Here is a 25114-nt window from a genome sequence, read left to right on the forward strand (position 1 = left end):
TCGCTGTGTTTCAGAGCTTGGCGCCACTCGGCGCCGCCTGTTGGGCCCAATCGACGAGGCTCTGCCTACACCCCCATCCCCGGCCCTTCCCCCTTCGAGGGGGAAGGGAGCGATTGCCCTTAACCCTTCAGCGTCGCCCCGCCGTCGACGTACAGGTCCGCCATGGTGATGTGCCCCGCGCGGTCGGAGAGCAGGAACACCACCGCGTCGGCGATGTCCTCCGGCGTCGCCAGCTTGCCCAGCGGAATCCCCGCCTTGAAGGCTTCCGGCAGGCCGGCGATCACCCGCGCCGCGCCGCTGTCGTCGGCCCACATGCCGGTCTGCATCGGCGTCAGGGTCGAGCCGGGCGCGACGACGTTGCAGCGCACGCCCTGCGGCGCCAGCTCCAGGCCGAGGCACTTGGCGAACATGGTCGCGGCCGCCTTCGAGGCCGCATAGGCGGCCATGGCGTGACGCGGCACGCCGGCGGCGTTCGAGGCGACCACCACGACGGCCCCGCGTCCGCGCGGCCCCATACGACGCGCCGCCGCCCGGCCCACATGGAAGGTCCCGTCGGCGTTGACCGCGAACACCCGCCGCCATTCGGCCTCGGAGGTGTCGGCCACCAGGGTGGTCGAGAGCACGCCGGCGACGCTGGCCACGAAATCGACCGGCCCATCCTCGGCCTCGATCCGGTCGAACAGCGCCTCCACCGCCGGTCCGTCGGCGACGTCCAGCGGCAGGGCCCGCACGCCTTCGCGCTTCAAGGCGCTCAAGGCGTCGGAGGCCAGGTCGGTGGCGACGACGCGGGCGCCCTCCTCGACCAGGGCGGCGACCACGGCGGCGCCGATGCCGCCGGCCGCGCCGGTCACCAGCGCCAGTTTCCCCTTCAGGCCCGTGGGCTTCATGCGACGGTCTCCTCGGCGGCTTCCATGCGATCTTCCAGCGCGGGCGCGATCATGCCCACGGCCGCCGGGCTGGTCAGTTGGGCGTGGAGGAAGGGAACCTCCAGAATATCGAGCCTCTGGGCGTAGGGCGCCCAAAGCTCGGGCGTGAGATGCGGCCGGGTCTTGTGGTCGAGACCGGCGCGCACATGCGTCGTCGCGCCGTCGAACGGCCGGTGATGATGGCCCCGGATCAGGCGGTTGGTGCCCATCACCGCCCGCACGACGCCTTCGATGGCCGCGTCGGGCAGCCCGCCCAGGGTGCTGTCGCCGGCGCGCAGGAAGCCGATGATCGTCTCGCGGCTGCGCAGCTCCGGATGGTCTTCCGGGTCGTAGCCGGCGATCGACAGCAGCGCCCGCAGGGCGTCGATCGGGTCGGGCTCCGGCTCGGCCCGCCAGCACTCGGCGGGATAGGAATCCAGCATCGCCATCAGCCCGACCTTGTGGCCGAGCTCGGTCAGCCGCACGGCCACGGCCTGGGCGATGATCCCGCCCACCGACCAGCCGGCCAGGTGGTAGGGTCCATGCGGCTGGGCCGCGAGAATGCGGTCGGCGTAGAGGCGCGCCAGGGCGTCGATGCTGTCCGGCTCGGCGGCGCCGGGATCGAGGATCGGCGACTGCAGGCCATAGACGCGGCGACGGCGCGAGACGCCGCGCGCCAGGGTGCGATAGCCCCAGGCGATGCCGCCGGCTGGGTGGATCAGGAACAGGGCGGGCTTGCCCCCGTCGCCGTCGGCCAGGGTGATGATCGGGCCGAGGCCGTTGTCGAAGTCCAGCTGCTCGCCGTCAAGCAGGGCGGCCAGCTCGGCGACGCGCGGCTTGTCGAACAGGGCGCCCAGGCCCGGATCGCGTCCGAACCGCTCGCGGATCGCCAGCATCAGGTTCACGGCCAGCAGGGAGTCGCCGCCCAGGGCGAAGAAGTCGTCGTCCGCGCCAACGGCCTGCGTCAGCCCCAGGGTGCTCGCATAGAGCTCGGCCACGGCGATCTCGCTGGCGGTCTCGGCGGGGCGGCCCTCGGCGATCTCCAGGGCCGGCGCCGGCAGGGCGCGGCGGTCGAGCTTGCCGTTGGCGGTCACCGGCAGGGCGTCCAGCGTCACCACCGCCGATGGGATCATGTAGTCCGGCAGGCGCGCGGCCAGCCGCGCCCGCAGAGCCGCCGGCTCGAAGCCGTCGTCCGGCACGATGTAGGCGACCAGCCGCTTGTCGCCCGGCCGGTCTTCGCGGACCAGCACCACGACTTCCCGCGCGAGGCCGCTGGCGGCGATGGCCGCCTCGATCTCGCCCAGCTCGATGCGCAGGCCGCGAATCTTCACCTGATGGTCGCTGCGGCCGAGGAACACCACCGCGCCGTCCGCGCGCCGTCGCGCCACGTCGCCGGTGCGATAGAGCCGCTCACCGGGATTGCGCGGGTCGGGGATGAAGCGGTCGGCGGTCAGGTCCGGTCGGCCGAGATAGCCGCGCGCCAGTTGCCGTCCGCCCAGGTGCAGATGGCCGGTCATGCCGGGCGCCACCGGCCGCAGACGCTCGTCCAGCACCAGCAGGTTGGTGTTCCAGACCGGCCAGCCGATCGGCACCGGCTGCGAGGCGTCGTCCGCCGAGGCCTCCCACCAGCTCACGTCGACGGCGGCCTCGGTCGGGCCGTAGAGGTTGTGCAACTCGCCGCGCACGGTGCGGTGGAAGCGGTCGCGCAGCTCGGCGGTCAACTCCTCGCCGCTGCAATAGACGCGCGCGATCGCCAGGCCCCGCGCCGCCGGGTCGGCCAGGAAGGCGCTCAGCATCGAGGGCACGAAGTGCACGTCGGTGATCGCGTGATCGCGGATCAGCTTGCCCAGGGCGGCCGGATCGCGGTGCGCGCCGGGTGGGGCCACGATCAGCTCGCCGCCGGAGATCAGGGCGAGGAAGAACTCCCATACCGAGACGTCGAAGGTCGCCGGGGTCTTCTGCAGGATCTTGGTGTGCGGCCCGCAGCCGTACTGCGCCTGCATCCACAGCAGGCGATTGACGATGGCCCGATGCTCGACCAGCACGCCCTTCGGCTCGCCCGTCGAACCCGAGGTGTAGATCACATAGGCCGCGTTCTCCGGCGCCGGGGCGGTGAGGGCGCCGCTCGCCTCCACCGACCAATCCGCCGGTCGCAGCAGCTTGTCGCCGAACGCGCCGCCGACATCCTCGTTCGCCAGAACCACCGCCGGCTTCGACGCCTGCGCGAGGTAGGCGATCCGCTCGGGCGGATGCTCCAGGTCGAGCGGCAGGTAGCCGCCGCCGGTCCGCAGAACGCCGACCAGCGCGACCACCAGCTCCAGCGAGCGCGGCAGGGCCACGGCGACCAGGGCCTCGGGGCCGACGCCGCGCGCGGTCAACTGGGCCGCCAGAGCCGCCGTCCGCCGGTCGAGCTCGGCGTAGGTCAGGGTCTCGCCGCCGAAGGTCAGGGCCGGGGCGTCCGGCCGGGCCGAGAACGCCCGCTCAAGCAGCGCGGTCAGGGTGGTGTCCGGCACGTCGTGCGTCGTGGCGTTGAAGGCATGCAGCTCACGCTCCGCCTCGTCGGCCGTCGCGATCGGAACGTCGGCCAGGGTCTCGGCCCGCAGGGCGGCGGCGATGAAGGCGGCCAGGCGGGCGCCGTGGGCCGCCGTCTCCTCCGCCGAATAGAGGTCCGGGTTGGCGTCGACCTCCAGGGTCAGGTGCGGATTGGCGTCGCCGCGGAACGTCAGGCTGATGTCGTCCACCGGCCCCGTGCCCAGCACATGCACCTTAACGTCGAGTCCGTTGAAACGTGGCGGCTGGTCGAACGGCAGCACATTGATCAGCGGGCCATGGAGCCGCCGCGCGCCGCCGATCAGGCCGAGGTCGCGCCGCAGCTGCTCGCTGCGATAGCGGCCATGCCGGCGGGCCTTCATCAGGCTGCGCGCCGTGGCGATGAAGGCTTCGTCCAGCGGCGCCGTCTCGTCGGCCGCGAAGCGCAGCGGCGGCACGTTCATCACCATGGCGGGCGTGCGGGCCGAGGCGCTGCCCAGGCGGCCCATGTGCGGCACGCCGACGATGGCCTCCTCCGCCCCGGCGAACCGGCGGATGTAGGCGGCGGTCAGGGTGGTGACGATGTCGGGCCAGGCCAGGCGACCGGCCTCCGCGCGGGCGCGCAGGGCGGTGGTCACCTCTTCCGACAAACTCCGCTCGGACCGGTGGAAACGGTGCGCCGTCACGGCCCGCCCCGAAGCAAGGCTGACCACGTCCGGCGCCTCGGCCATCGTCTCGCGCCAATAGGCGGCGTCGGTCGCCCGCTTGTCGCTGTCCCGATAGGCGGCGTCTTCGTCCCACACCCGCGATAGCGGATTGAAGGCCGGGCCGGCGGCGGCCCCGCCCTGGGCGGCGTTGTAGAGTTCGGCGACGCGGTCGGCGAACAGCACCATGCCGAAGCCGTCGGTGGTCAGGTGGTGGGCGCGCAGGTACCAGATCCACCGCTCCCGCCCGAGCTTGAACAGGCGATTGGCGGCCGGCGCGTCGCGGGAAAGATCGAGCGGCGTCTCGTGATCCATGCGGATCGCGCCCATGGCCGCGCCCTCGGGATCGGGCTGGTCGCTCAGATCGGCCACCCACAGCAGGGGCTGCAGTTTGGGGGCGACGGTCTGAACCACATCGCCGCCACGCGTCTCGAAACGCAGCGACAGGCTCTCGGCCTCGGCGGCCGCCTGGTCGACGGCGGCCTGGAAGGCGGCGACGTTCAGCGCGCCCCGAATATCGAGGTAGTGGGCGGTGTTGAAGATCGGATTGGTCGGGTCGAGCGCCTGGGCGAACCACAGGCCCGACTGCGCCTCGGCCAGCGGATGTTCCACCGGGCCGACCGACAGGTCTCCGTCAGCCACGGGCCGCGCGCTCGGCGGCGATGCGCACCTGCACCACGCCCCACCAGCCGGCCAGGGTGGTGTGCTCGGCCAGATCGGAGAACGCTAGCGGCACGGCCTCGCTCCACAGCAGCGACAGGTTCAGCGCCCGCAGGCTGTCGACCCCAAGGTCGATCAGGTTGTCGTCGTCGCGGATGTCGTCCGGGCTCTCGTGCAGCACGGCGGCGACGTCGGCGCGCATGCGCTCCAGGGTCAGGTCGTCGAGGGTCAGGCTCATTTCAGCGCCTCCAGGGTCTGGCGGGTGCTCTGCACCACGGCGCAGACGGCGGCGGCCCAGGCGATGGCCGCCATGTGCTTGTCGCGCGAGAAGTCGCCCAGGGCGTCGGCGACGAAGAAGGGCTCGATATCCCGCTGGAACGCCTCGCCCGCCGTCAGCTGGCAGCCGATGTGGGCGTAGACGCCGCAGACGATTAGCTGGTCGCGCCCGCGCGCCCGCATCAGGGTCTCAAGGTTGCTGCGCTGGAAAGCGCTGTAGCGGTGCTTGGTCAGCACGAAGTCGCCCTCGGCCGGCGCGACGTCCGGCAGGATGTCCTGATGCTCCGGCGCCCGGCTCATGCCGGGGCCCCACAGGTCGGCCTGCAGGCCGCGGTCACGGCGATCCTGATCGCCCTTCTGGGCCGTGTAGAATACCGGAACCCCGGCGGCGCGCGCCGCGGCCGCCAGGGCGGCGATATTGGCGATCAGCGCCGGGACCGGCTCGGCGGCTTGGTCGTAGGGGCGCAGGAAATAGCGCTGCATGTCGTGCACCAGCAGCGCCGCGCGCTCCGGCCGCAGCGTCCAGCTCGCCCGCGACGGCGGGATTTCGGCCTCGGTCGGCTGGGTGTAGGCGGGAACGGTCGGCAGACCTTTGGCGGCGGTCATGCGCGCGTCTCCTCCTTGGCGATCAACTGCTTGCGCAGCTCGGCCCGCAGCGTCTTGCGGTCGATCTTGCCGACGGCGGTCACCGCGAACTCCGGCGTGAAGACGATCTGATCGGGAACCTTGAACTCGGCGATGTTGCGCTTGCGCATCCAGGCCTTCAGCTCCACCGCGCGCGGCGCCTCGCCGTTGGCGATCACGAAGGCGACGATCCGTTCGCCGAGATAGGGATCGGGCGCCGAGACCACGGCGGCGTCGAACACCGCTGGGTGGGCCATCAGGTGGTCTTCCACCTCCTCGGCCGAAATCTTCTCACCGGCGCGGTTGATGTGATCGGTCGAGCGTCCCATCACCACCAGATGCCCGCTGGGCCGCCGCAGCACCACGTCGCCGGTGCGATAGAAGCCGTCGTCGGTGAAGCTGCGGGCGTTGGCCGCCGGGGCGTTGTGATAGGCGCGGATGGTGTAGGGGCCGCGGGTCAGGAGGTCGCCGGTCTCGCCCTCGGCGACAGGCCGCCCGTCCTCGCCGAGGATCAGCACCTCGTCGTCCTCGCTGATCGGCCGGCCCTGCGTCTCGCAGACGATGTCGTCCGGGTCGTCCAGCCGCGTGTAGTTGACCAGGCCCTCGGCCATGCCGAACACCTGCTGCAGCTGGCAGCCCAGGGTCTCGCGCACCCGCCGCGCCGACTCCGGCAGGAACTTCGCCCCGCCCACCTGCAGCACCTTCAGGCTGGAAAGGTCGTTCTTGGCGGTCGGCCCCGCCTGCATCCACAGCAGCGCCAGCGGCGGCACCAAGCCGACGATGGTCACCTTCTCCCGTTCGATCAGCGGGAAGCAGGCGTCGGGGCTGGGCGAGGGCGACAGCACCACCGTCGATCCGACGTAGAAGGCGCCGAGGAAGCCGGCCGAACTCATCGGGAAGTTATGCGCCGCCGGCAGGGCGATCAGGGTGACGCTGTCCGCCGTCAGGCCGCAGATCTCGGCGCTCGCCCGCACGCTGTAGAGGTAGTCGTCGTGGGTGCGCGGGATCAGCTTCGAAAGGCCCGTCGAGCCCCCGGAGATCTGCAGGAAGGCGACGTCCGACGGCGACGCGTCCTCCGCCGGCAGGTTCGCCGGATCGCCCGAAACCTCGGCGAACGCGGTGAACTCCTCGGCCTCGCCGATCACCACCACATGGGTCAGGTCCGGCGCCGCCGCCTTCACGTCACGGGCAAGGCCGCGATAGTCGAAGCCGTCGCGCCGATCGACGATGACATAGCCCTTGGCCTCCGCCGTCGTCGCGAAGTGGACGATCTCGGCCGAGCGGTGCGCGGGCAGGGCGTAGACCGGGATCAGCCGGGCGCGGAACAGGCCGAAGATGGTCGCCATGAATTCGGCGATGTTGGGCAGCTGCACGATCACCCGGTCGCTCGGCCGCAGCCCCAGGGCCAGGAAGCCGGCGGCGAGGCGCTCGGCGCGCTCCAGCAGCTCGGCGTAGGTCCAGCGGTGGTCGCCGCCGACCACGGCCAGGGCGTCCGGCCGCTCGGCCGCGCGGGCGCGCAGCACGTCGGAGAAGGTCTCCCCGCGCCAATAGCCCTTGCGTCGGTAAAGCTCCGCCAGCTCGGCGGGCCACGTCTGGTTCAGCGGCAGCATCAGGCGCCGTGATCGAGCGGCCGGCCGGCTTCGTCAATCCCGAAGGCGCGCAGCATGGCCTGGAACTTGGCGGAGGTCTCGGCGGCCTCGCCCTCCGGCGTCGAGCCCTCGACCACCCCGGCCCCGGCGTAGAGCCGCGCCTCGGCGCCCGCCACCTCGGCGCAGCGCAGTGACACGTACCAGACCCCGTCGCCGGCCATGTCGGTCCAGCCGACGGCCCCGGCGTAGAAGCCGCGCTCATAGCCTTCAAGGCGATGGATCAGATCGGTGGCCGCGTCGCGCGGCGAGCCGGCGACCGCCGGGGTCGGGTGCAGGGCGGCGGCCAGTTCGGCGGCCGAGACCTCGTCCGGCCGCTTCAGCTTGCCCTCGATGTGGGTGCCGAGGTGCCACATGGTCTGGGTGGCCGTCAGTTCGGGCTGCGACGGGGCGTTCAGGTCGCGACAGTGCGGCGCCAGGATGTCGAGGATCGCCTCGACCACAAGGGCGTGTTCGCGGTGGTCCTTGTCGGAATGATCCAGGCTGTCGGCGGCGGCCTGGTCGGCGGCGGCGTCGGCGCTGCGACGGGCCGAGCCGGCCAGCGGATGCGAGCGCACGCTTGCGCCTTTCTTGGCGATCAGCAACTCGGGCGAGGCGCCCACCAGGCGGCCCTGGCCGATGGGCGTGCCGAACCGCACCGCGCCGGGATCCCCGGCCAGCCGCGCCGCCAAAGCCGCCACATCGATCGGCGCGTCGCTCCGCAGGCGCAGGCTGCGCGACAGCACCACCTTGGTCAGGTCGTCGGCGCCCGACGCCAGCACGCTCAGCGCCTCGGCCACGGCCGCCTGATAGCCCTCGACGGTCGGCTCCGGCGTCACGCGCCAGCGCCTGCCGGGCGGCGGCGGATAGGCGGGGGCGGTCGGCGCGTCCACCACCCGGGCGGGCTGGAACAGGAAGTCGTCGGCCGTACGGTCGAAGGGCAGGGCGCCGACCAGCAAGGCAGGCCCGCCAATGATCCGTTCGTGCTGGCCGCCGCGCAGATCGTCGAAGAAGGCCCGCACCCGCGCGCCCAGGGTCTCGGACCCGCCCGGCGTCAGCCGCCGGCTCAGGCCGTCGGTGAACACCCGCGCCTCGCGGGCGGCCAGCACGAACGACCAGTCGGCCGCGCGGGCGGTCTCGCTCTGCTCGGCGGAAACACTGTCTGCCAGGGGGCTCATCAGGTCCATGACGCAACTCTCGACACCGCGACCGATCCGCCCGGGCCCCGTCTTCTGTCAGATGGGGCTTGCGTAGTTGCGTATCAATCGCAACAAGGCTGTTACCGCGCTGAACCTTCGCGTAATCTGACGGCCACATTAAATCTCTAGACCGCTCGCATCCGGGCAGGGGAACGACGGCGGATGCGCCTGCTGATCATCGACGACGAGGCGCGCACCCTCTCCTTCATCGCCCGCGGGTTCCGCGAGCAGGGGCATACCGCCGACGAGGCGGAGAACGGCCCGCGCGGCCTCGAGCTCGCCCTCGGCGGCGACTACGACGCCCTGGTGATCGATCGCATGCTGCCCGGCCTCTCCGGCATCGAGCTGATCGGCGCCCTGCGCGGCGAGGGCGTCGCCACCCCCATCCTCATGCTGTCGGCCGTGGCCGGCGTCGACGACCGCGTCGAAGGCCTGCAGGCCGGCGCCGACGACTATCTGGTCAAGCCCTTCGCCTTCAGCGAACTGGCGGCGCGGGTCCAGGCGCTGGCCCGCCGTCCGCCGCTGGCCGCCCAGCCCAAGGTCCACCTCGTCGGCGACCTGGAGGTGGATGTCGCCGCTCACCGCGCCGCCCGCGCCGGCCGCCTGCTCGACCTCACGCCCCACGAGTTCAAACTCCTGGCCTTCCTCGCCGCCAATGCCGGCCAGGCCGTCACCCGCACCATGCTGCTGGAGACCCTGTGGGGTTTCCACTTCGATCCCCGGGCCAACATCATCGACGCCCACATCAGCCGCCTGCGCGCCAAGGTCGACCGCGGCTTCGACGCCGAGCTGATCCATACGGTGCGCGGGGTGGGCTATGTCCTCCAAGCCCCCCAGTAGAAAACGCCGCCCCACGGTCTGGTCGACGGCCAGCCTGCGCCTGGCGCTCGGCATCGCCCTGATCTTCGCGGTCGGCGGGGCGATCCTGCTGGCCGGTCTCGACTACGGCCTCCTGCGCATGGGGGAAGCCGAAACGCGGGAAGACCTCAACCACCAGATGTCGATCATGCACGCCGACGCCGAGCGTCTCGGCGGCGACGCCCTTGTGGCGCGGCTCAACGGGGAACCCCGCAACCGGGACGCCCGTCGCTATCTGCTGCTGGTGGTCACCCCCAAGGGCGCGACCTTCACCAACGGCCTCACCGTGGCCGCGGTGCACGGCGACGGCTTCCAGGTGAATCTGCCGACCCACGGTCGCGCCACCCGCTGGCCCGACCAGCGGCCCAACATGCTGGTGCTCAGCCGCCACTCCAGCGACGGCACGCTGCTGGCCATCGGCCGCGACATCCAGCACCTCGACGAGCTGCATCGCGGCGTCAGCACCTTCACCCTGTGGATGGGTCTGGCGATCATCGCCCTGGCCCTCGCCGCCGGCCTCGGCGCCGGCCTGCTGCTGCTGCGTCGTTTGGAAGGCGTGAACACCGCCATCGACCGCATCATCGCCGGCCGTTCCGGCGAGCGTCTGCCGGCCATCGGCTTCGGCCGCGAGTTCGACGATCTCGCCGGCAATCTCAATGTCATGCTCGACCGGCAGGAGGCGGCGATGTCGGCCCTGAAGTCGGTGTCCGAGGCCGTCGCCCACGACTTGCGCACCCCGCTTGCCCGCCTGCGCAACCGCCTGGAGGAGGCGCGCGCCCACGACGAAGACCCCGCCGAGCGCCAGGCCGCCATCGAGGCCGGCCTGCAGGAGATCGACCAGCTCAGCAGCCTCTTCGAGTCGCTGCTGGCCCTGGCCCGCATGGAAGGCCGCGCCGGCCAGGCCGACCGCAAGCCGTTCGACGCGGCGCAACTGGCGACCACGGCGGCGGAGATTTATCGCCCGGTGATCGAGGAGGCGGGCGGCCGTCTCACCGTCGCCGCCCAGGGCGCTCTTCCGGCCCAGGGCGACGCCGCCCTGCTGCAGCAGGCCGTGGCCAACCTGATCGAGAACGCCGTCGCCCACGGCGGGGCGGAGCCCGACATCACCGTCGGCGCCGAAAGCCGCGACGGGGCGCTGGTCTTGTTCGTCGCCGATCGTGGTCCCGGCGTGCCGCCCGCCGAGCGCGCCAATGTCCTGCGCCGCTTCTACCGCATGGATCGCAGCCGCTCGCAGCCGGGCTCGGGCCTCGGCCTCACCATGTGCGCCGCGGCCGCCCGCGCCCATGGCGGCGAGATCGCCCTGGTCGATAACGCGCCCGGCCTGCGCGTCGAACTGATCCTGCCCGCCGATTGAACTTGTCGGCCGGGCTGTCCTCCTGTTGAGAAACGGGCATGACCACGCTCACCCTCGATCCGACCGTCGCCGAGTTCGTTCCGGCCATGACCGCCTGGCGGCGCGACTTCCACGCCCACCCGGAACTCTCCGGCGAGGAGTCCCGCACCGGCGGCGTCGTGCTCGATATCCTGCGCGGCCTGGGCCTGAAGGCCGAGGGCGGCGTCGGCGGTGCGGGGGTGGTGGCGGTGGTCGAGGGCGCCGCGCCCGGTCGCACCATCGGCCTGCGCGGCGACATGGACGCCCTGCCGCTGCCGGACGAGAGCGGCGCGCCCTACGCCTCGACGACCCACAACGTCTCCCACGCCTGCGGCCACGACGGCCACACCGCCAGCCTGCTGGGTGTCGCCCGTTGGCTCGCCGCCAATCCGCCGGCCCAGGGCCGCGTGGTGCTGATCTTCCAGCCGGCGGAGGAGAACGGCCTCGGCGCCGAGGCGATGATCCGCGACGGCCTGTTCGAGCGCTGGCCCTGCGATGAGGTCTACGCCTACCACAACATGCCCCTGCTGCCGTTCGGCGAGGCCGGCGTGCGCCCGGGCCCGACCCTCAACGGCTACCGGATCTGGGATATCGAGGTGCAGGGCGTCGGCGGGCACGGGGCCGCGCCGCACCGGGCCGTCGATCCGCTGCAGGCCGCCGCCCGTATCGCCTCCGACCTCGCCTCGATCGTCGGCCGTCACATCGACCCGATGGAGCCGGCCCTGCTCACCGTCACCAAGCTGCAGGCGGGCTCGAACCACAACGTCATCCCGCAGTCGGCCAGTCTGGCCGGCACCCTGCGCTCCACCTCGCCGGAGGTGATCGACGAGCTGTGGCGGTGTCTGGAGAAGGTCTGCGAAGGCGTCGCCCTGACCACCGGCTGCACGGTCACGCCGCGCGTCGCCGCCGGCGTGCCGCCCTGCGTCAACGCCCCGGAACAGGCCGAGGTCGCCGCCCAGGCCTGCGAGGCGGTGCTCGGCGCGGGCAAGGTCCGCCGCGACCTCAAGCCCTACCCGTTCACCGACGACTTCGCCTACATGCTGCAGGCCGCGCCGGGGGCCTATCTCTTCCTCGGCCAGGGCGGCGAGATGGTCCATCGCCCGGCCTACGACTTCAACGACGACCTGCTCCCGGTGGCCGTCTCAGTCTTCCTGCAACTCCTCGAACGGCGTCTGGCCTGAAATCTTCCTGCGACAAACTCGCATTTTCATAGGGAAGAGGACGCGCTAGAGGTTGAAGTTGAAAATCATTCGCATTAATCGGTGGCGCATGAAGCGTTGCCGCGGGCTCTCGGGTACCGGCGGGCGCTGCGAAGGACAGAGATCGGCATGAGCCTCGTCGCCAAACTCGACCGCCGCGCGCTGCTCGGCGCCTTCGGCGGCCTCGCGGCCACGGGCGTCCTCGCCGGCTGCGAACGCAAGGCCGCGACCCCTGCTGTCGCCGCGCTCGTCGACCTGAAGAACCATCCGGTCAAGATGACGCCGGGCGGCAAGCTCAGCATCGACGACGGCCGCTACCTGATCGCCCTGGCCTTGATCCATCCGGATCCCGTCTCGACCCTGGCCGCCTGGTCGGGCGACGTGAACCGGATCAGCCCGGACACCTACAAGGCCTTCGTCGCCAAGTTCCCGGCCCTGGCGACCCTGCCCAAGACGCCGCCGTCGAACGAAGAGTTCAACGTCGAGGCGGTGCTCGGCGCTCGTCCGTCCACCGCCGTGGTCTCGCTGGGCTCCGGCCCGACCGACGCCCAGGTGGCGCAGCTGGAAGGGGCCGGCGTCGGCGTCGCCTTCATCGACTTCTTCTCGCACCCCTTCCAGAACCAGGCCGCCAGCCTCACCCTGCTCGGCCGTCTCGTCGGCCGCGAGGCCCAGGCCACCGCCTTCAACGCTTTCCGCAAGGCCAAGCTCGACGCCATCGCCTCGCGCGTCGCCAAGCTGACGCCGGAACAGCGCCCGACCGTGTTCCTGGAAGCCCACGCCGGCATGACGCCGGACTGCTGCAACTCCCCCGGCGCCGGCAACATCGGCGAGGCCATCGACTTCGTCGGCGGTCGCAACATCGGCGCCGACACCATCAAGCAGCCCTTCGGCAAGCTGAGCCTGGAATATGTGATTCAGCGCGATCCGGACATCTATATCGCCACCGGCGGCCCGCATCTGGCCAAGGCCGGCGGCTACGTCAGCGGTCCCGGCTTCACCGCCGAGCAGGCGCAGGCCGGCCTGCGCCGCGTCGCCTCCCGCCGGGGGATCGCAGAGCTAAAGGCCGTCCGTGAAGGCCGCGCCCACGGCCTGTCGCACCAGCTGATCAACTCGCCCATCGACGTGGTCGCGGTCGAGGTGCTCGCCAAGTGGATCCATCCCGACCTGTTCGCCGACCTCGATCCGAGGAAGACGCTCGACGACATCAACACCCAGTTCCTGGCGGTGCCTTACGCCGGCGACTACTGGGCCGATCTGCAGAAGGCCTGAAAGGAAGTCCTCCCATGACGCTGTTCCGTACCGCCGTGGCGGTCGCCGCCCTGCTGGCGGCCACCACCACCGTTGCTCTCGCCGCCCCGGCGGTCGACAAGCAGGTGAAGGTCGCCCCCGGCGGTCTCTACCAGCTGGTCTACAACCCGACCGACAAGTCGGTGTACGTCGCCGCCACCGGCCAGCGCGGCGCCAACAACGCCGCCGTCGTGAAGCTCGACGCCGCCACCCTGCAGCCGAAGGGCTCGATCGACGTTTCCGCCAACCCGGTCTACGGCCTCGGCATCAACACCAAGACCCAGACCCTCTACGGCACCGACACGCGCAGCGGCGCGGTCGTCGTCCTCGACGCCAAGGCCGGCAAGCAGATCGCCACCGTGAAGAGCCCGGACGGCAAGGCCGCTCACCTGCGCGAAGTCGTGGTCGATGAAGCCAGCAACAAGGTCTACGTCAGCATCGTCGGCGGCGGCGAACGCGGCCAGGCCGATCCGAACAGCAACGTCGTGTGGGTGATCGACGGCGCCAAGAACGCGCTCGAGAAGGTCATCACCGTCCCGACCACGCGCCAGACGGGCCTGGCGGTCGACTCGGCGAACAAGCGCATCTTCACCACCGGCATGGGCGCCAACGAAGTCATCGCCGTCAGCCTGACCGACGACAAGGTGATCGCCCGCTATCCGTCGGGCGGCGAAAGCCCGCTCAGCGTGGCGGTCGACAGCGCCGGCAAGCGCCTGTTCGTCACCAATTCGGGCAGCGGCGACCTGACGGTGCTCAACGCCGACACCGGCGCCCTGATCAAGAAGGTCCCGACCGGTGCCGGCGCGCTGGCCGTGGCCTTCAACCCGCGCTCGAACCTCGTCTACGTCACCAACCGTGGCGCCGGCACGGTGAGCGTGATCAACGGCACGGACTACGCCGTCTCCCAGCTCGACGCCGGCACCCTGCCGCAGTCGGTGGTGGTCGACGCCCAGAGCGGCCGCGCCTACGCCACCAACAAGGCCCGTGGCCTGCCACGCCGGCCGCCCGGCGAAGCGGCCCCCGCCGGTCCGCCCCCGGCTCCGCCGGAGGATCCGGAAGGCGACACCCTGACGGCGATTAATCCGTAAGTGAAATAAGGTCGACGCCGGGCTTCACAGCACGGCGTCGACGATTACCTGGATCAGGCCCCGCCCGCAGCGCTCGACGCGGGCCTCCACCTGATAGACCTCGGCCAGCAGGGCCGGGGTGATCGCCTCTTCCGGCGATCCTTCGGCGGCCAGCCGCCCCCTGTGCAGCACCAGCACCCGGTCCGAGATCCGCGCCGCCGCCTGCAGGTCGTGCAGCACCACCACCACCACCGCTCCATGCTCGCGCGCATAGCTGCGCGCCAGTTCCAGCACCGTCAGTTGGTGGCGCAGGTCGAGCGCGCTGGTCGGCTCGTCGAGCAGCAGCACGGCGGGCGCGCGGGCGATGGCCTGGGCCAGACCGACCAGCTGCTTCTGCCCGCCGGAAAGACGGTCGATCCGTTGCAGCGCCAGGTCGCCGGCCCCGACGCTTTCCAGCGCCGCCAGCGCTTCCGTCGCCACGGTCGAACGATGCGCCGGCTTGTCGGCCAGCGGCGCCGCCTCCAGGGCCGCGATCACCGTCTCCAGCGCGTTCAGCGCCACGCCCTGCGGCAGGCTCTGCGGCACGTAGGAGACGTAGCGCGAGCGGTCGCGCAGCGACATGCCGGCCAGGTTCAGGTCGCCGAGGCGCACCTCGCCGCGCGCGGGCAGAAGGCCGGCCAGCGCGCGCAGCAGCGTGCTCTTGCCGGCGCCGTTGGGACCCACCAGCGAGGTGACGGTCCCCGCCGCCAGCGACGGCAGGTCGATGGCGTCGATGATCCTGCGGTTCTCGTAGCCGGCCGTGACGCCGCGAATGTCCAGCGCCCGACCCCTCATCGCGACGACCCGCTGCGGAAGATCAGGAACAGGAACACCGGCACGCCGATCACGGCGGTGACGATGCCGACCGGCAGGGCCGAGCCCGGGGCGAAGGTCTTGGCCGCGACGGAGGCGAGCGACATCAGCAGCATGCCGCTGAGCACGCTGGCCGGCAGGAAGACCCGGTGATCCTCGCCCACCAGCATCCGCGCGATATGCGGCCCGACCAGCCCGATGAATCCGACCACGCCCACGAAGGCGACGGCGGCCGCCGAGAGCAGGCTGGCCCTCAACAGCGACCAGAAGCGCAGCCGCGCGGCGTCGACGCCGAAGCTCATCGCCCGGTCCTCGCCGAGCCGCAGGGCGGTCAGGCCCTTGGCCGCCAGCAGCGAGAAGGGGGTGGCGACCACCACCACGGCGGCCATCACCGCCGTCGCGCCCCAGGTGGCGCGCCCGAGCGAGCCCATCGTCCAGAACACCAGCTGCTGCAGGGCCTCGGCCGAGGAGGCGAACTGCACCAGGGCGGTCAGGGCGTTGAAGGCGAACACCAGGGCGATGCCGAACAGCACGATGCTCTGCACGCCGTCCCGCTGGGTGCGCGCCAGCAGCTGCAGCAGCAGCACCGAACCGAAGGCGAAGACGAAGGCGTTGGCCGTGGTCAACATGTGCTGCGAGACGCCGGGCAGGCCCAGGCCGAAGACGATGGCCAGCGAGGCCCCGAACGACGCCGCCGACGAGACCCCCAGGGTGAAGGGGCTGGCCAGGGGGTTGTTGAGCACGGTCTGCATCTCGGCGCCGGCCAGGGCCAGGGCGGCCCCGACCAGCATGGCCATCAGGGCGGCGGGAAAGCGGATCTGCCAGATGATGGCGTCTTCCGAGGCCGTCAGGCTGGAGCGGTCGAGCAGGCCCCGCAGCACGTGCAGGGGGCTCAGCGCCGCCGGCCCGGTGGCCAGGTCGAACAGCATCGCCACAATGCAGGCCAGAGCCAAAAGTACGAGAACAAGGCCGCGTCGGCCGACCGTGCGCCTGTGGGCCTCGAGCGTGGCTTGGGCGGATGGCGCGGGGTTCGAGTTGATCAAGACGCTGGCGCAGCTTAGTTGAGACCGGGTCGCAATATAGGCTTGCGACGGCTTTGCACAGGGAAGAGATGGCGTTGATGGGGGAAGGGGCGGTCTGGATGCCGAATGTCGCGCCGCGCGCCGGCGTCGCCCGACGGCTCATCGCCCCCGACGGTCATCCCTATGGCCTGACGATGGTTCGGCCGTCGGCCCCGCCTCCGCATGAAGGCTTTCCGCTGATCCTGGTGCTCGACGGCGCCTCGCACTTTCCCATCGTCGCCGGCGCCGTGAACGCCCTCGGCCGGCGCACCGCCAAGACCGGCGTGCCCCAGGCGGTGGTCGTCGGCCTCGCGCAGGACGGCGGCGCGGCGGTCGAGGACGCGCGCCGCGCCCACGATTTCACCGACGGTCCGCCCGAGCCGCCGCACACGGTCCCCCATCCGCACGGCGGGGCCGACGCCCTGCTGGCCTTCATCGCCGAGACCGTGCTGCCGACCGTCCAGGCCGCCGCCCCGGTGGACGCCGCGCGCACCGCCCTGTTCAGCCACTCGCTGGGCGCCCTCTTCGGGCTCCACATCATGACCCGCCGCCCCGACCTGTTCTCCGCCTGGGGTCTCGTCAGTCCGTCCCTGTGGTGGCGACCGGACCTCGCGCACCGCGCCGCCGACGCCGTGGCCGCCAACGGCTCCACCGTCCACCTGGCCTGGGGCGAGCGGGAAGGCGAGGGGGGTGATCCCCGCCGCATGGTCGCCAATTCGGCCGAAGCCTTTTCGATGTTCCAGGCGACCCTGGGCGCCCAGCGCGTCAGCGGGGGGATGCTGCCGGACGAGGACCACGGCTCGGCCCCGATCACCGCCTGCGCCGCCGTCCTCCGCAGCTTCGGCCGCGCCTGGGCTTAAGCCAGCGCCGCCTCGAAGCGGCGCAGCATGCGCTCGGTATCCGGCGTCACGCCGGTGAACAGCCGAAAGGCCTCGGCCGCCTGGATCACCGCCATCGCCCCGCCGTCGACCGTCGGGCAGCCGAGGGCGCGGGCGGCGCGCAGCAGCTCGGTCTGCAGCGGCACATAGACCACCTCGGCGACCCACAGGTCCGGCCGCAGCGCCGAGGCCGGCACGGCCATGCCGGGGTGCTGCACCATGCCCAAGGGCGTGGTGTTGACCAGCCCGTCCGCCGTCGCGAGCCGCGCCTCCAGGTCGTCGCCGACATGGATGCGGCCGGGAAAGTGCGGCGCGAGTCGCTCGACTAACTCGCGCGCCTTCGCCACGTCGCGGTCGAACACGCCAAGCGCTTCGGCCCCGAGCCGCAGCAGGGCGTAGGCGACGGCCGAACCGGCGCCGCCGGCCCCCATCTGCACGACCGCCGCCAGCCGGGCGTCCGGCAACCGAAGGCGGAAGCCCTCGGCGAACCCGAACCAGTCGGTGTTGTGGCCCACCCGGCGCCCGTCCCGCAGCACGACGGTGTTCACCGCCCCCAGCACCCGCGCGTCTTCGGAGAGGTCGTCCAGCAGCGGGATCACCGCCTGCTTCACCGGATGGGTGATGTTGACCCCCAGGAAGCCGTCGGCGGCGACCCGATCGAGCAGGCGCGGCAGGGCGTCGGGGCCATCCGGCTCGGCGTCGAGGTCGAAGCGCGTGTAGGTCAGGTCGAGGCCCAGGGCGGCGGCCTCGGTCTCGTGCATCCAGGGGCTGCGGGAGCCGCCGATGCCGGCGCCGATCAGGCCGGTGCGAAGAGGGGAGCGGTCGGAACGCATCAAGCTGCGATACGCGACGATGGTCGGCGTTGCCAGCCGTGGAACGCACGGTAAGGTCTGCGCCGCCAGGGTCCGTGAAGAGACCTCGGGGGGAACATGGACGACATCTCACGCCGCGCCGTCGTGGCCAGTCTCGCCGCCGTCGGCGCCGCCACGGCCGCGCCCGCCGCCGCCCAGGTCAAACGCCGCGCGCCGCGTCCGATCCGCAACGCCAATCTTTCCGCCGGCGTCGACCGCGGGGAGTGGCGCACCTATGGCGGCGACCTGCAGAGCACGCGCTACGCTCCCCTCAGCCAGATCAAGGCCGACAATTTCAACCGCCTGCAGCCGGTCTTCACCTTCAAGCCGGAAGACCACGGCCTGCCCAGCGACGCCGTCTTCCAGTGCACCCCGCTGATGGCCAAGGGCGTGCTCTACATCTCCGCCGGCGGCATGCGCACCTGCATCGCCCTCGACGCCGCCACCGGCGAGCTGCTGTGGAAGTACGACCATCCCGAGGGCGAACGCGGCGGGCGCGCCCCGCGCGGGGGCGGCGGCCACGGCGTCTCCTACTGGTCGGACGGCGTGCGCGAGCGCATCCTCTACGTCACCGTCGGCTATCAACTGATCAGCCTCGACGCCAGGACCGGCCAGCGCGACCCGACCTTCGGTGAGGGCGGCGTCGTCGATCTCAAGAAGGAAAACGACCAGGAGATCAGCCCCGACGGCCAGGGCGTCGGCCAGGAGATCGGCCTCCACTCCACCCCGCTGGTGGTCGGCGACGTTATCGTGGTCGGCGCCGCCCACTCGGCGGTCAACACCTCGAAGAACCACATCAAGGGCTATGTGCGCGGCTTCGACGTGCGCACCGGCAAGCGCCTGTGGATCTTCCACACCGTGCCGAGGCGCGGCCAGCCCGGCTACGAGACCTGGGGCGACGGCTCGGCCGAATTCAGCGGCAATACCGGTAACTGGGCGCAGAACAGCGCCGACCCCGAGCTCGGCCTCGTCTACCTGTCCATCGAGCAGCCGACCGGCGATTTCATGGGCGTCTTCCGCCCGGGCGACAATCTGTTCGCCGACTGCATCGTCGCCGTGGACGCCCGCACCGGCGAGAAGGTCTGGCACTACCAGACGGTGCACCACGACGTCTGGGACCGCGACATCATGTGCGCCGCGATCATGTGCGACCTCGTGGTCGACGGGAAGAAGATCAAGGCCCTGGCCCAGTTCACCAAACAGGCCTTCACCTTCGTGCTCAACCGCGAGACCGGCGAGCCGGTCTGGCCGATCCCCGAGCGTCCCGTGCCGAAGGGCGACGTCCCCGGCGAGGTCTATTCGCCCACCCAGCCCATGCCCACCAAGCCGCCGCCGGTCGACATGCAGGGCATCACCCTGGACGATCTCGTCGACTTCACGCCGCAGCTGCGCGCCCAGGCGCTGGAGCTGATCAAGAGCTATCGCATCGGCCCGCTGTTCGAGCCGGGCTGCGTCAGCCGCTATCCGGGGCCGCTCGCCACCATCATGACGCCCGGCAACGACGGCGCCTGCCAATGGCCGGGCGGGGCCTTCGATCCCGACACCAACATGGCCTATGTCTTCTCGAACATGTCGCCGGTGCCGATCGGCTTCGTGCCGGGCGATCCGGCCAAGACCGACCTGACCTACGTCAGCGGCACGGCCTCGCCGGCGCCGGGCCAGCCGCCGGTGCGCCGCCCGCCGCTGGCCATCGACGGCGTGCCGTTCCTCAAGCCGCCCTATGGCCGCATCAGCGCCCTCGACCTCAACAAGGGCGACCTTGTCTGGCAGGTGGCCCACGGCGAAACCCCGGACGAAGTCCGCAATTCCCCGTCCCTGAAGGGCGTCGACGTCCCCCGCACCGGCAGCAAGGGCAAGGTCGGCGTCCTCTTGACCAAGACCCTGCTGATCGCCGGCGACGGCACGTCCACCACCGGCGAGGACGGTAAGTCCGGCGCCTGGCTGCGCGCCTACGACAAGGCGACCGGCCGCGAGGTCGGGCAGGTCCGCATGGCCGCCCGCGTCACCGGCAGCCCGATGACCTACAGCGTCGCCGGCCGCCAGTTCATCGCCGTCGGCCTCGCCGATCCGCCGCGCGGGCAGCAGGGCCAACTGGCGGTGTTCGCCCTGTCGGCCTGATCGGCACATGCCTTTGCGCCGAAAGGTCGCGCAACCGCACGTTGTTGGCTAGGCTCGCCGCCGGGATTCGCTGTGACGTCGATAAACACGAACAAGTCCGCGTTGCTGGCGCTCGGCGCCTTGAATGCAGCCAACGCCAAGCTTTCGGCGGCGCAGCAACGCGTCTCGACCGGCCTCGCCGTCGCCGGACCCAAGGACAACGCCTCCACCTTCGCCATCGCCCAGGGCATGCGGGCCGAGCTTTCAGGTCAGCAGGCCTTGAGCCAGGGCCTCGCCCGGGGCCAGTCGGCCCTGGAGGTGGCCCTGTCGGGGGCCGAGTCGATCAACGACCTGCTGAGCGAGTTGAAGGCTCACGCCATCGCCCTGAACGACCCCTCCAGCGTGCAGAGCCGCGACCTCATCCGCGCCGACATGGAAGCGATCATCAAGCAGATCGATCAGGTCGCGCGGTCCGCCGAGTTCGACGGCCTCAATCTGCTGACCGGGCGGCCGACGATACTGACCACCAGCCGCACCAGCTATTCGCTGTCCAGCACCATGGCCCAGCCGGCGGCGTTCTCGCGCCTGCCGAGCGCCCTGCCGACATCGGCCACTGTTTCGACCAGCGTGGCGCAAGGGCCGCCCTACATCGCCACCTCGCCCGAGTTCGCCACGGCCATGTCGCAGATTTCCGGCGCGGCGTCGCAGACGGTCCTCGCCGACGCGGGGGCGGTGGCTGGCCGGGTGAACCTGTTCCTGGACGCCTATAGCGCGGTCGATGTCGTCGAGATCTGGCAGAACGGCGTGCGCGTGGCCGCCACCGGCCAGTCCTACGTCGCCAACGGCGCGGCGGTCGGCCCGGGCTCGGCCGTCTCGGGGCAGCATGTCCTCAGCTTCGACTACGATCCCGCCGCCGGCCAGAACCTCGAATTCCGGTTCAATGAAAACGTCAACGCCAGCGGCTCGGTCTGGCGCGTGGGCGGCATCAACCTTCAGGATCCGGCGGATCCCATCCCCACGCCTTCCGTGAACGCCACGGTCACCACCACGATCGACGCTTCGGCCGAGATGGGCGCCGCGCCCGGCGCGGTCAATCCGGAGGACGCGGCCCGCGAAAGCGAGGAGGCGCCGGCCGGCGCGGTCGCCACCCACACGATCGACGCGGGCGCTCAGGCCGGCCGTATCGACATGGTGTTCGACGCCTTCGACCTGCCGGACACGGTCGAGGTCTACCAGGCCGGCGTGCGCATCGCCGCCAGCGGTCAGGCCTACGTCCCGGGCGGAGGCGGCGTTCCCCCAGGCGGACCGGTCAGCGGCCAGACCATGCTGAGCTTCGACTACGATCCGGCCCTTGGCGATGTAACCCTGCAGTTCAACTCGGGCGGCGCCGATATCGACAGCGCCTGGGCGGTCGGCGGCATGGTGCTGCGCGCCTCGGGCTCGCCCGTCGCCGCGCCGGCCGCCAACACCTCCAGCGTTCAGGGGCCGGGGTTCAGCCTGATCCACTACGATTTTCTGACCGACACCAGCGGTCAATCGACCCTCCGCGCCTCCAGTCGCGACATGACCTCCGGCGGCCTTGGCCTCGCCGGCCTCGACTGGAGCAATCCCTCCTCCGTCCTAACCGCCATCCAGGAAGCCTTGGACAAGGCGGTCAGGGACAGCGCCTATTTCGGCACGACGGCCACCGCCTTCGATCTGGCGTTCGATCACATCGGCTCGTTGTCGGACGTAACCCAGACCGGCATCGGCAACCTCGTCGACGCCGACCTGGACCGCGAGGCGGCGAAGCTCACCGCCGCCCAGATCCAACAGCAGCTCGCATTGCAAAGTCTCAGCATCGCCAACGCCGCGCCGCGATGGCTTCAGCAACTCTTCGCGCGGGGCGAGGGCTGAGGCGGTCTATTCCGTCGTCTTGCCGTCGAAGTGCTCTTCCTCGGGCTCCTCGTCCGGCTTTTCGACATGCACCAGCCCGTCGCGGTGCTCGGGCGGGCCATAGAGGGTGTAGAGCTTCAGCGGTCCCTCGCCGGTGTTGATCACATTGTGCCGCGCCCCGGCCGGCACGATGACCACGTCGTCGTCCTCGATCGCGGTGCGCACGCCGTCGATCTCCACCACGCCCGCGCCGGCTTCCACGCGGAAGAACTGGTCGTGGGTCTCATGCGTCTCGGCCCCGATTTCCTCGCCCGGCGCCAGGGCCATCAGCACCAGCTGCAGATGCTTGCCGGTGTAGAGCACGCGGCGGAAGTCGGTGTTGCCGAGGGTCAGTTTCTCGATGTCGGCGATGTAGCCCTTCATGATTTCGCTCCTCCGATGGTCGCGCAGAACAACGGCGACAGGTGGTGAAGGTTCACAGATAGGCGGCCCCTGATCCCGCCTCGACTCCTCGCCGGATTTCGGCGAGCTTGCGCTCACCATGTGAGAATCCGGCGGCGCGAGACCGCCCGGTGGGGAGAGATCAATGCACAAGACTCGCCTGAAGCTGTTCGCCGCCGTCGCCGGCGCGCTGCCCCTGCTCGTCGGGGCGCCCGCCGCCCTCGCCCAGGGCGCCGCCAAGGCCTGCGTTCCCATCCCCGTCGATAAGATCGGCATCCAGCTCTACAGCCTGAACGCGGTCTTCGCCGGCACGACCCCGGCTCCGCGCCCGCCGAGCACGCCCGAGAGCATGCGCAACGGCGGCGCTCCGCCGTCGACCGCCCCGGCCACGCCGCGCCCGCCGCCGCCGCCCGCCGACCCGGCCCGCGTCGATCAGGTCCTCGCCCGGGTGCATGAGATCGGCTACCGCAACGCCGAGGGCGCCGGCACGGCCGGCCTGCCGGTGGCCCAGTGGGGCCAGCTGCTCGAGAAGAACAAGCTGAAGCTGATCAGCAACCACGGCCAGCTGAACCCGGCCACCTGGGACCAGCAGCTCGCCGACGCCGTCACCACCAAGATGGGCCCCTACATCGGCTCGGGGAACTACGGCCAGCCCGGGCTGAACAGCCTGGAAGACGTCCTGGCCACCGCCAGGAACCTCAACGATCTCGGCCGCCGCGCCGCCGCCAAGGGCCTGCGCTTCTACGTGCACAACCACACGCGCGAGTTCGACAACAAGTACCTGTACGACATCAACAAGGACGGCAAGCCGGTGATGACCACGGCTTGGGAGATCGTCGCCGCCGAGACCGATCCGAAGTACGTCAACTTCGAGGTCGACGTTCACTGGGCGCTGGAGGCCTTCAAGCTCGATCAGCCGGCCATGCTGGCCTTCATCAACAAGTACAGCGACCGGATCATCCTCTACCACATCAAGGGCACCAAGGGCACGGAGCTGGCCGACGTCGGCGGCGACGACACCGACTGGCCCGCCGTCTACGCCGCCGGCAAGAAGGTCGAGTACTACATCTGGGAATACGACGGCCCGCCGGACGGGCTGAAGTCGGCCGAGATCGCCTTCAACTACATGACCTGCAAGAAATAAGCGGGTGACATCGGGGGCCGGGGCGGCGACGCTTCCGGCCCCTTTCATGTCCAGGGTTCGGCGAGGATACGCGATGGACTTCGCCAAGCGGGCCCACGACCACAGCTACCAGATCGACCCCATCGTCCGGTCCCTGCTGGACACCGACTTCTACAAGCTCTTGATGGGGCAGTTCATCTACGAGCGCTACCCGAACACCCAGGTCGCCTTCAGCCTGATCAACCGCACGCGCTCGGTGCGCCTGGCCGAGATCATTTCCGAGGTCGAGCTGCGCGCCCAACTCGACCATGTGCGCACCCTGCGCTTCCGGCCCAACGAGCTGATCTGGATCGCCGGCGCCACCTTCTACGGCCGCGAGCATATGTTCCGCCCGGCCTTCGTCGATTTCCTGCGGTCCCTGCGCCTGCCCGAATACGACCTCGCGGTGAAGGACGGCCAGTACGAGCTCACCTTCGCCGGCTCCTGGGCGGAGGTCACGTGGTGGGAAATCTACGCCCTCGCCATCATCAGCGAGCTGAAGGGCCGCGCCGCCCACCAGCAGCGCAGCGAGCTGGAGCTCGACTTCCTCTACGCCCGCGCCAAGGCCAAGCTGCTCGGCAAGCTCGCCCGCCTGCAGCCGCTGGACGGCTTGGCCATCTCGGAGTTCGGCACGCGCCGCCGCCACTCGTTCCTCTGGCAGGAGTGGGTGGTGCGGGCCATGGCCCACGCGCTTGGGCCGGCGTTCGTCGGCACCAGCAACGCCTTCCTGGCCTTCAAGCACGGCCTCGACGCCAAGGGCACCAACGCCCACGAACTGCCGATGGTCCTGGCCGCCCTGGCCCCCGACGACGCGGCGCTCAAGGCCAGCCAGTACGATCTCTTGAACCAGTGGCAGAACAGCTATTCCGGCAACCTGCTGGTCGCCCTCACCGACACCTTCGGCACGACGCAGTTCCTGCGCGACGCCCCGTCCTGGGTGGCGCTGAACTGGCGCGGCTATCGCCCGGACTCCAAGCCGGCCGTCGAGGCGGGGGAGGAACTGATCGCCTGGCTGCAAGCCAACGCCGTCGACCCCCTCGACCGCTTTGTCCTCTTCTCCGACGGCCTTGACGTCGCCGTCCCCGGCTGGGAGCCGCACGGCGAGGACATCGTCGCCATCCACCGGCATTTCGCCGGCCGCGTCGGCCGCGCCTACGGCTGGGGCACCAACGCCACCAACGACTTCCGCGGCTGCGATGCGCGCGGCGAGGCGCTCTACGACCCGATCTCCCTGGTCTGCAAGGTCGTCGAGGCCGACGGGCGCCCGGCCGTGAAACTGTCCGACAACCCCAACAAGGCCACCGGCCCCGCCGAGGAAATCGAACGCTATCGCCGCGTGTTCGGCGACGCGGGGGCGGCGGCCATGCCGGTTCGGGTTTGAGCTGTAGTCTGCTGCAGGACGATATTCGGACACTCCGAACTCACCTCCATCCGTCATCGCCGAGCGAAGTCCCGGCGATCCATGCCTGGTGAGTCGGAAGAGGCGCATTCGCGCCCGCAAGAGCGGTGTTCATAGGTTGCATGTTGAGCCGACCTCCGAGAGGAGGGTGACGCTGGCGGTCCCTCGATCATGGGTGGGTCTTGCGACCGTG

The 25114-nt window shown here is 70.9% G+C and carries 20 protein-coding genes; 10 read left to right on the forward strand and 10 right to left on the reverse strand.

All coding sequences use genetic code 11. The features are described from left to right. Window positions 1-119: 119 nt before the first annotated feature. From ACFLIT_RS15755 to ACFLIT_RS15780, 6 genes are read right to left on the reverse strand one after another with little or no spacing between them, the layout of a single operon-like run. Window positions 120-887: a 2,3-dihydro-2,3-dihydroxybenzoate dehydrogenase gene (locus tag ACFLIT_RS15755; RefSeq protein ID WP_479912204.1), complete on the reverse strand. Its 768-nt coding sequence runs from the start codon at window positions 885-887 to the stop codon at window positions 120-122. Next, window positions 884-4780, reverse strand: a complete 3897-nt coding sequence (locus ACFLIT_RS15760; RefSeq protein ID WP_479912205.1) for an amino acid adenylation domain-containing protein — start codon at window positions 4778-4780, stop codon at window positions 884-886. Before ACFLIT_RS15760 ends, ACFLIT_RS15755 begins: the two co-directional genes overlap by 4 nt. Further along, complete coding sequence (locus ACFLIT_RS15765; protein WP_479912206.1) at window positions 4773-5036, reverse strand: phosphopantetheine-binding protein; 264 nt, start codon at window positions 5034-5036, stop codon at window positions 4773-4775. Before ACFLIT_RS15765 ends, ACFLIT_RS15760 begins: the two co-directional genes overlap by 8 nt. Further along, the gene (locus ACFLIT_RS15770; RefSeq protein ID WP_479912207.1) at window positions 5033-5680 is read right to left on the reverse strand and encodes an isochorismatase family protein; all 648 of its coding nucleotides are present in this window, start codon (window positions 5678-5680) and stop codon (window positions 5033-5035) included. Before ACFLIT_RS15770 ends, ACFLIT_RS15765 begins: the two co-directional genes overlap by 4 nt. Continuing rightward, window positions 5677-7308 (reverse strand): (2,3-dihydroxybenzoyl)adenylate synthase, encoded by a 1632-nt coding sequence (locus tag ACFLIT_RS15775; protein ID WP_479912208.1) that lies wholly within the window; start codon window positions 7306-7308, stop codon window positions 5677-5679. Before ACFLIT_RS15775 ends, ACFLIT_RS15770 begins: the two co-directional genes overlap by 4 nt. Continuing rightward, window positions 7308-8501: an isochorismate synthase gene (locus ACFLIT_RS15780; protein WP_479912209.1), complete on the reverse strand. Its 1194-nt coding sequence runs from the start codon at window positions 8499-8501 to the stop codon at window positions 7308-7310. Before ACFLIT_RS15780 ends, ACFLIT_RS15775 begins: the two co-directional genes overlap by 1 nt. A 183-nt stretch (window positions 8502-8684) precedes the next feature. On the opposite strand from ACFLIT_RS15780, the gene ACFLIT_RS15785 reads away from it, so the two are divergent. From ACFLIT_RS15785 to ACFLIT_RS15805, 5 genes are all read left to right on the forward strand, one after another. Then, complete coding sequence (locus ACFLIT_RS15785) at window positions 8685-9362, forward strand: winged helix-turn-helix domain-containing protein (protein WP_479912210.1); 678 nt, start codon at window positions 8685-8687, stop codon at window positions 9360-9362. Further along, window positions 9340-10734: a sensor histidine kinase gene (locus ACFLIT_RS15790; RefSeq protein WP_479912211.1), complete on the forward strand. Its 1395-nt coding sequence runs from the start codon at window positions 9340-9342 to the stop codon at window positions 10732-10734. Before ACFLIT_RS15785 ends, ACFLIT_RS15790 begins: the two co-directional genes overlap by 23 nt. Window positions 10735-10772: 38 nt before the next feature. Then, a complete protein-coding gene (locus ACFLIT_RS15795; RefSeq protein ID WP_479912212.1) occupies window positions 10773-11933 on the forward strand; it encodes a M20 metallopeptidase family protein in 1161 nt (386 codons plus the stop codon). Between the two features lie 147 nt (window positions 11934-12080). Continuing rightward, window positions 12081-13220, forward strand: a complete 1140-nt coding sequence (locus tag ACFLIT_RS15800) for an ABC transporter substrate-binding protein (protein WP_479912213.1) — start codon at window positions 12081-12083, stop codon at window positions 13218-13220. Between the two features lie 14 nt (window positions 13221-13234). After that, window positions 13235-14326, forward strand: a complete 1092-nt coding sequence (locus ACFLIT_RS15805) for a YncE family protein (RefSeq protein ID WP_479912214.1) — start codon at window positions 13235-13237, stop codon at window positions 14324-14326. 24 nt (window positions 14327-14350) lie between these two features. Here the strand turns inward: ACFLIT_RS15805 and ACFLIT_RS15810 are convergent, their stop codons facing one another. After that, the gene (locus ACFLIT_RS15810; RefSeq protein WP_479912215.1) at window positions 14351-15139 is read right to left on the reverse strand and encodes an ABC transporter ATP-binding protein; all 789 of its coding nucleotides are present in this window, start codon (window positions 15137-15139) and stop codon (window positions 14351-14353) included. Then, on the reverse strand, window positions 15136-16086 hold the full coding sequence (locus tag ACFLIT_RS15815) for a FecCD family ABC transporter permease (RefSeq protein ID WP_479912234.1): 951 nt from the start codon (window positions 16084-16086) through the stop codon (window positions 15136-15138). The genes ACFLIT_RS15810 and ACFLIT_RS15815 overlap by 4 nt, the downstream gene beginning before the upstream one ends. A 212-nt stretch (window positions 16087-16298) precedes the next feature. Here ACFLIT_RS15815 and ACFLIT_RS15820 point away from each other — a divergent pair, with 212 nt between their 5' ends. Then, a complete protein-coding gene (locus ACFLIT_RS15820) occupies window positions 16299-17078 on the forward strand; it encodes an alpha/beta hydrolase (RefSeq protein ID WP_479912216.1) in 780 nt (259 codons plus the stop codon). Here ACFLIT_RS15820 and ACFLIT_RS15825 read toward each other — a convergent pair. Beyond that, a complete protein-coding gene (locus tag ACFLIT_RS15825; RefSeq protein WP_479912217.1) occupies window positions 17075-17929 on the reverse strand; it encodes a shikimate dehydrogenase in 855 nt (284 codons plus the stop codon). The genes ACFLIT_RS15820 and ACFLIT_RS15825 overlap by 4 nt on opposite strands. A gap of 96 nt (window positions 17930-18025) precedes the next feature. Between ACFLIT_RS15825 and ACFLIT_RS15830 the strand changes: the two genes are divergently transcribed. Then, complete coding sequence (locus tag ACFLIT_RS15830; RefSeq protein ID WP_479912218.1) at window positions 18026-20065, forward strand: outer membrane protein assembly factor BamB family protein; 2040 nt, start codon at window positions 18026-18028, stop codon at window positions 20063-20065. A gap of 72 nt (window positions 20066-20137) precedes the next feature. Continuing rightward, window positions 20138-21940 (forward strand): flagellin, encoded by a 1803-nt coding sequence (locus tag ACFLIT_RS15835; RefSeq protein WP_479912219.1) that lies wholly within the window; start codon window positions 20138-20140, stop codon window positions 21938-21940. 6 nt (window positions 21941-21946) lie between these two features. On the opposite strand, the gene ACFLIT_RS15840 is transcribed toward ACFLIT_RS15835, so the two are convergent. Next, a complete protein-coding gene (locus tag ACFLIT_RS15840) occupies window positions 21947-22342 on the reverse strand; it encodes a cupin domain-containing protein (RefSeq protein ID WP_479912220.1) in 396 nt (131 codons plus the stop codon). 163 nt (window positions 22343-22505) lie between these two features. On the opposite strand from ACFLIT_RS15840, the gene ACFLIT_RS15845 reads away from it, so the two are divergent. Continuing rightward, entirely contained in the window at window positions 22506-23504 is a 999-nt protein-coding gene (locus tag ACFLIT_RS15845; protein WP_479912221.1) for a sugar phosphate isomerase/epimerase family protein, read from the forward strand. A gap of 73 nt (window positions 23505-23577) precedes the next feature. Further along, window positions 23578-24903, forward strand: a complete 1326-nt coding sequence (locus ACFLIT_RS15850) for a nicotinate phosphoribosyltransferase (RefSeq protein ID WP_479912222.1) — start codon at window positions 23578-23580, stop codon at window positions 24901-24903. The last annotated feature ends 211 nt before the right edge of the window (window positions 24904-25114 follow it).

The sequence above is a fragment of the Caulobacter sp. HJHS_5 genome, from assembly GCF_056683955.1.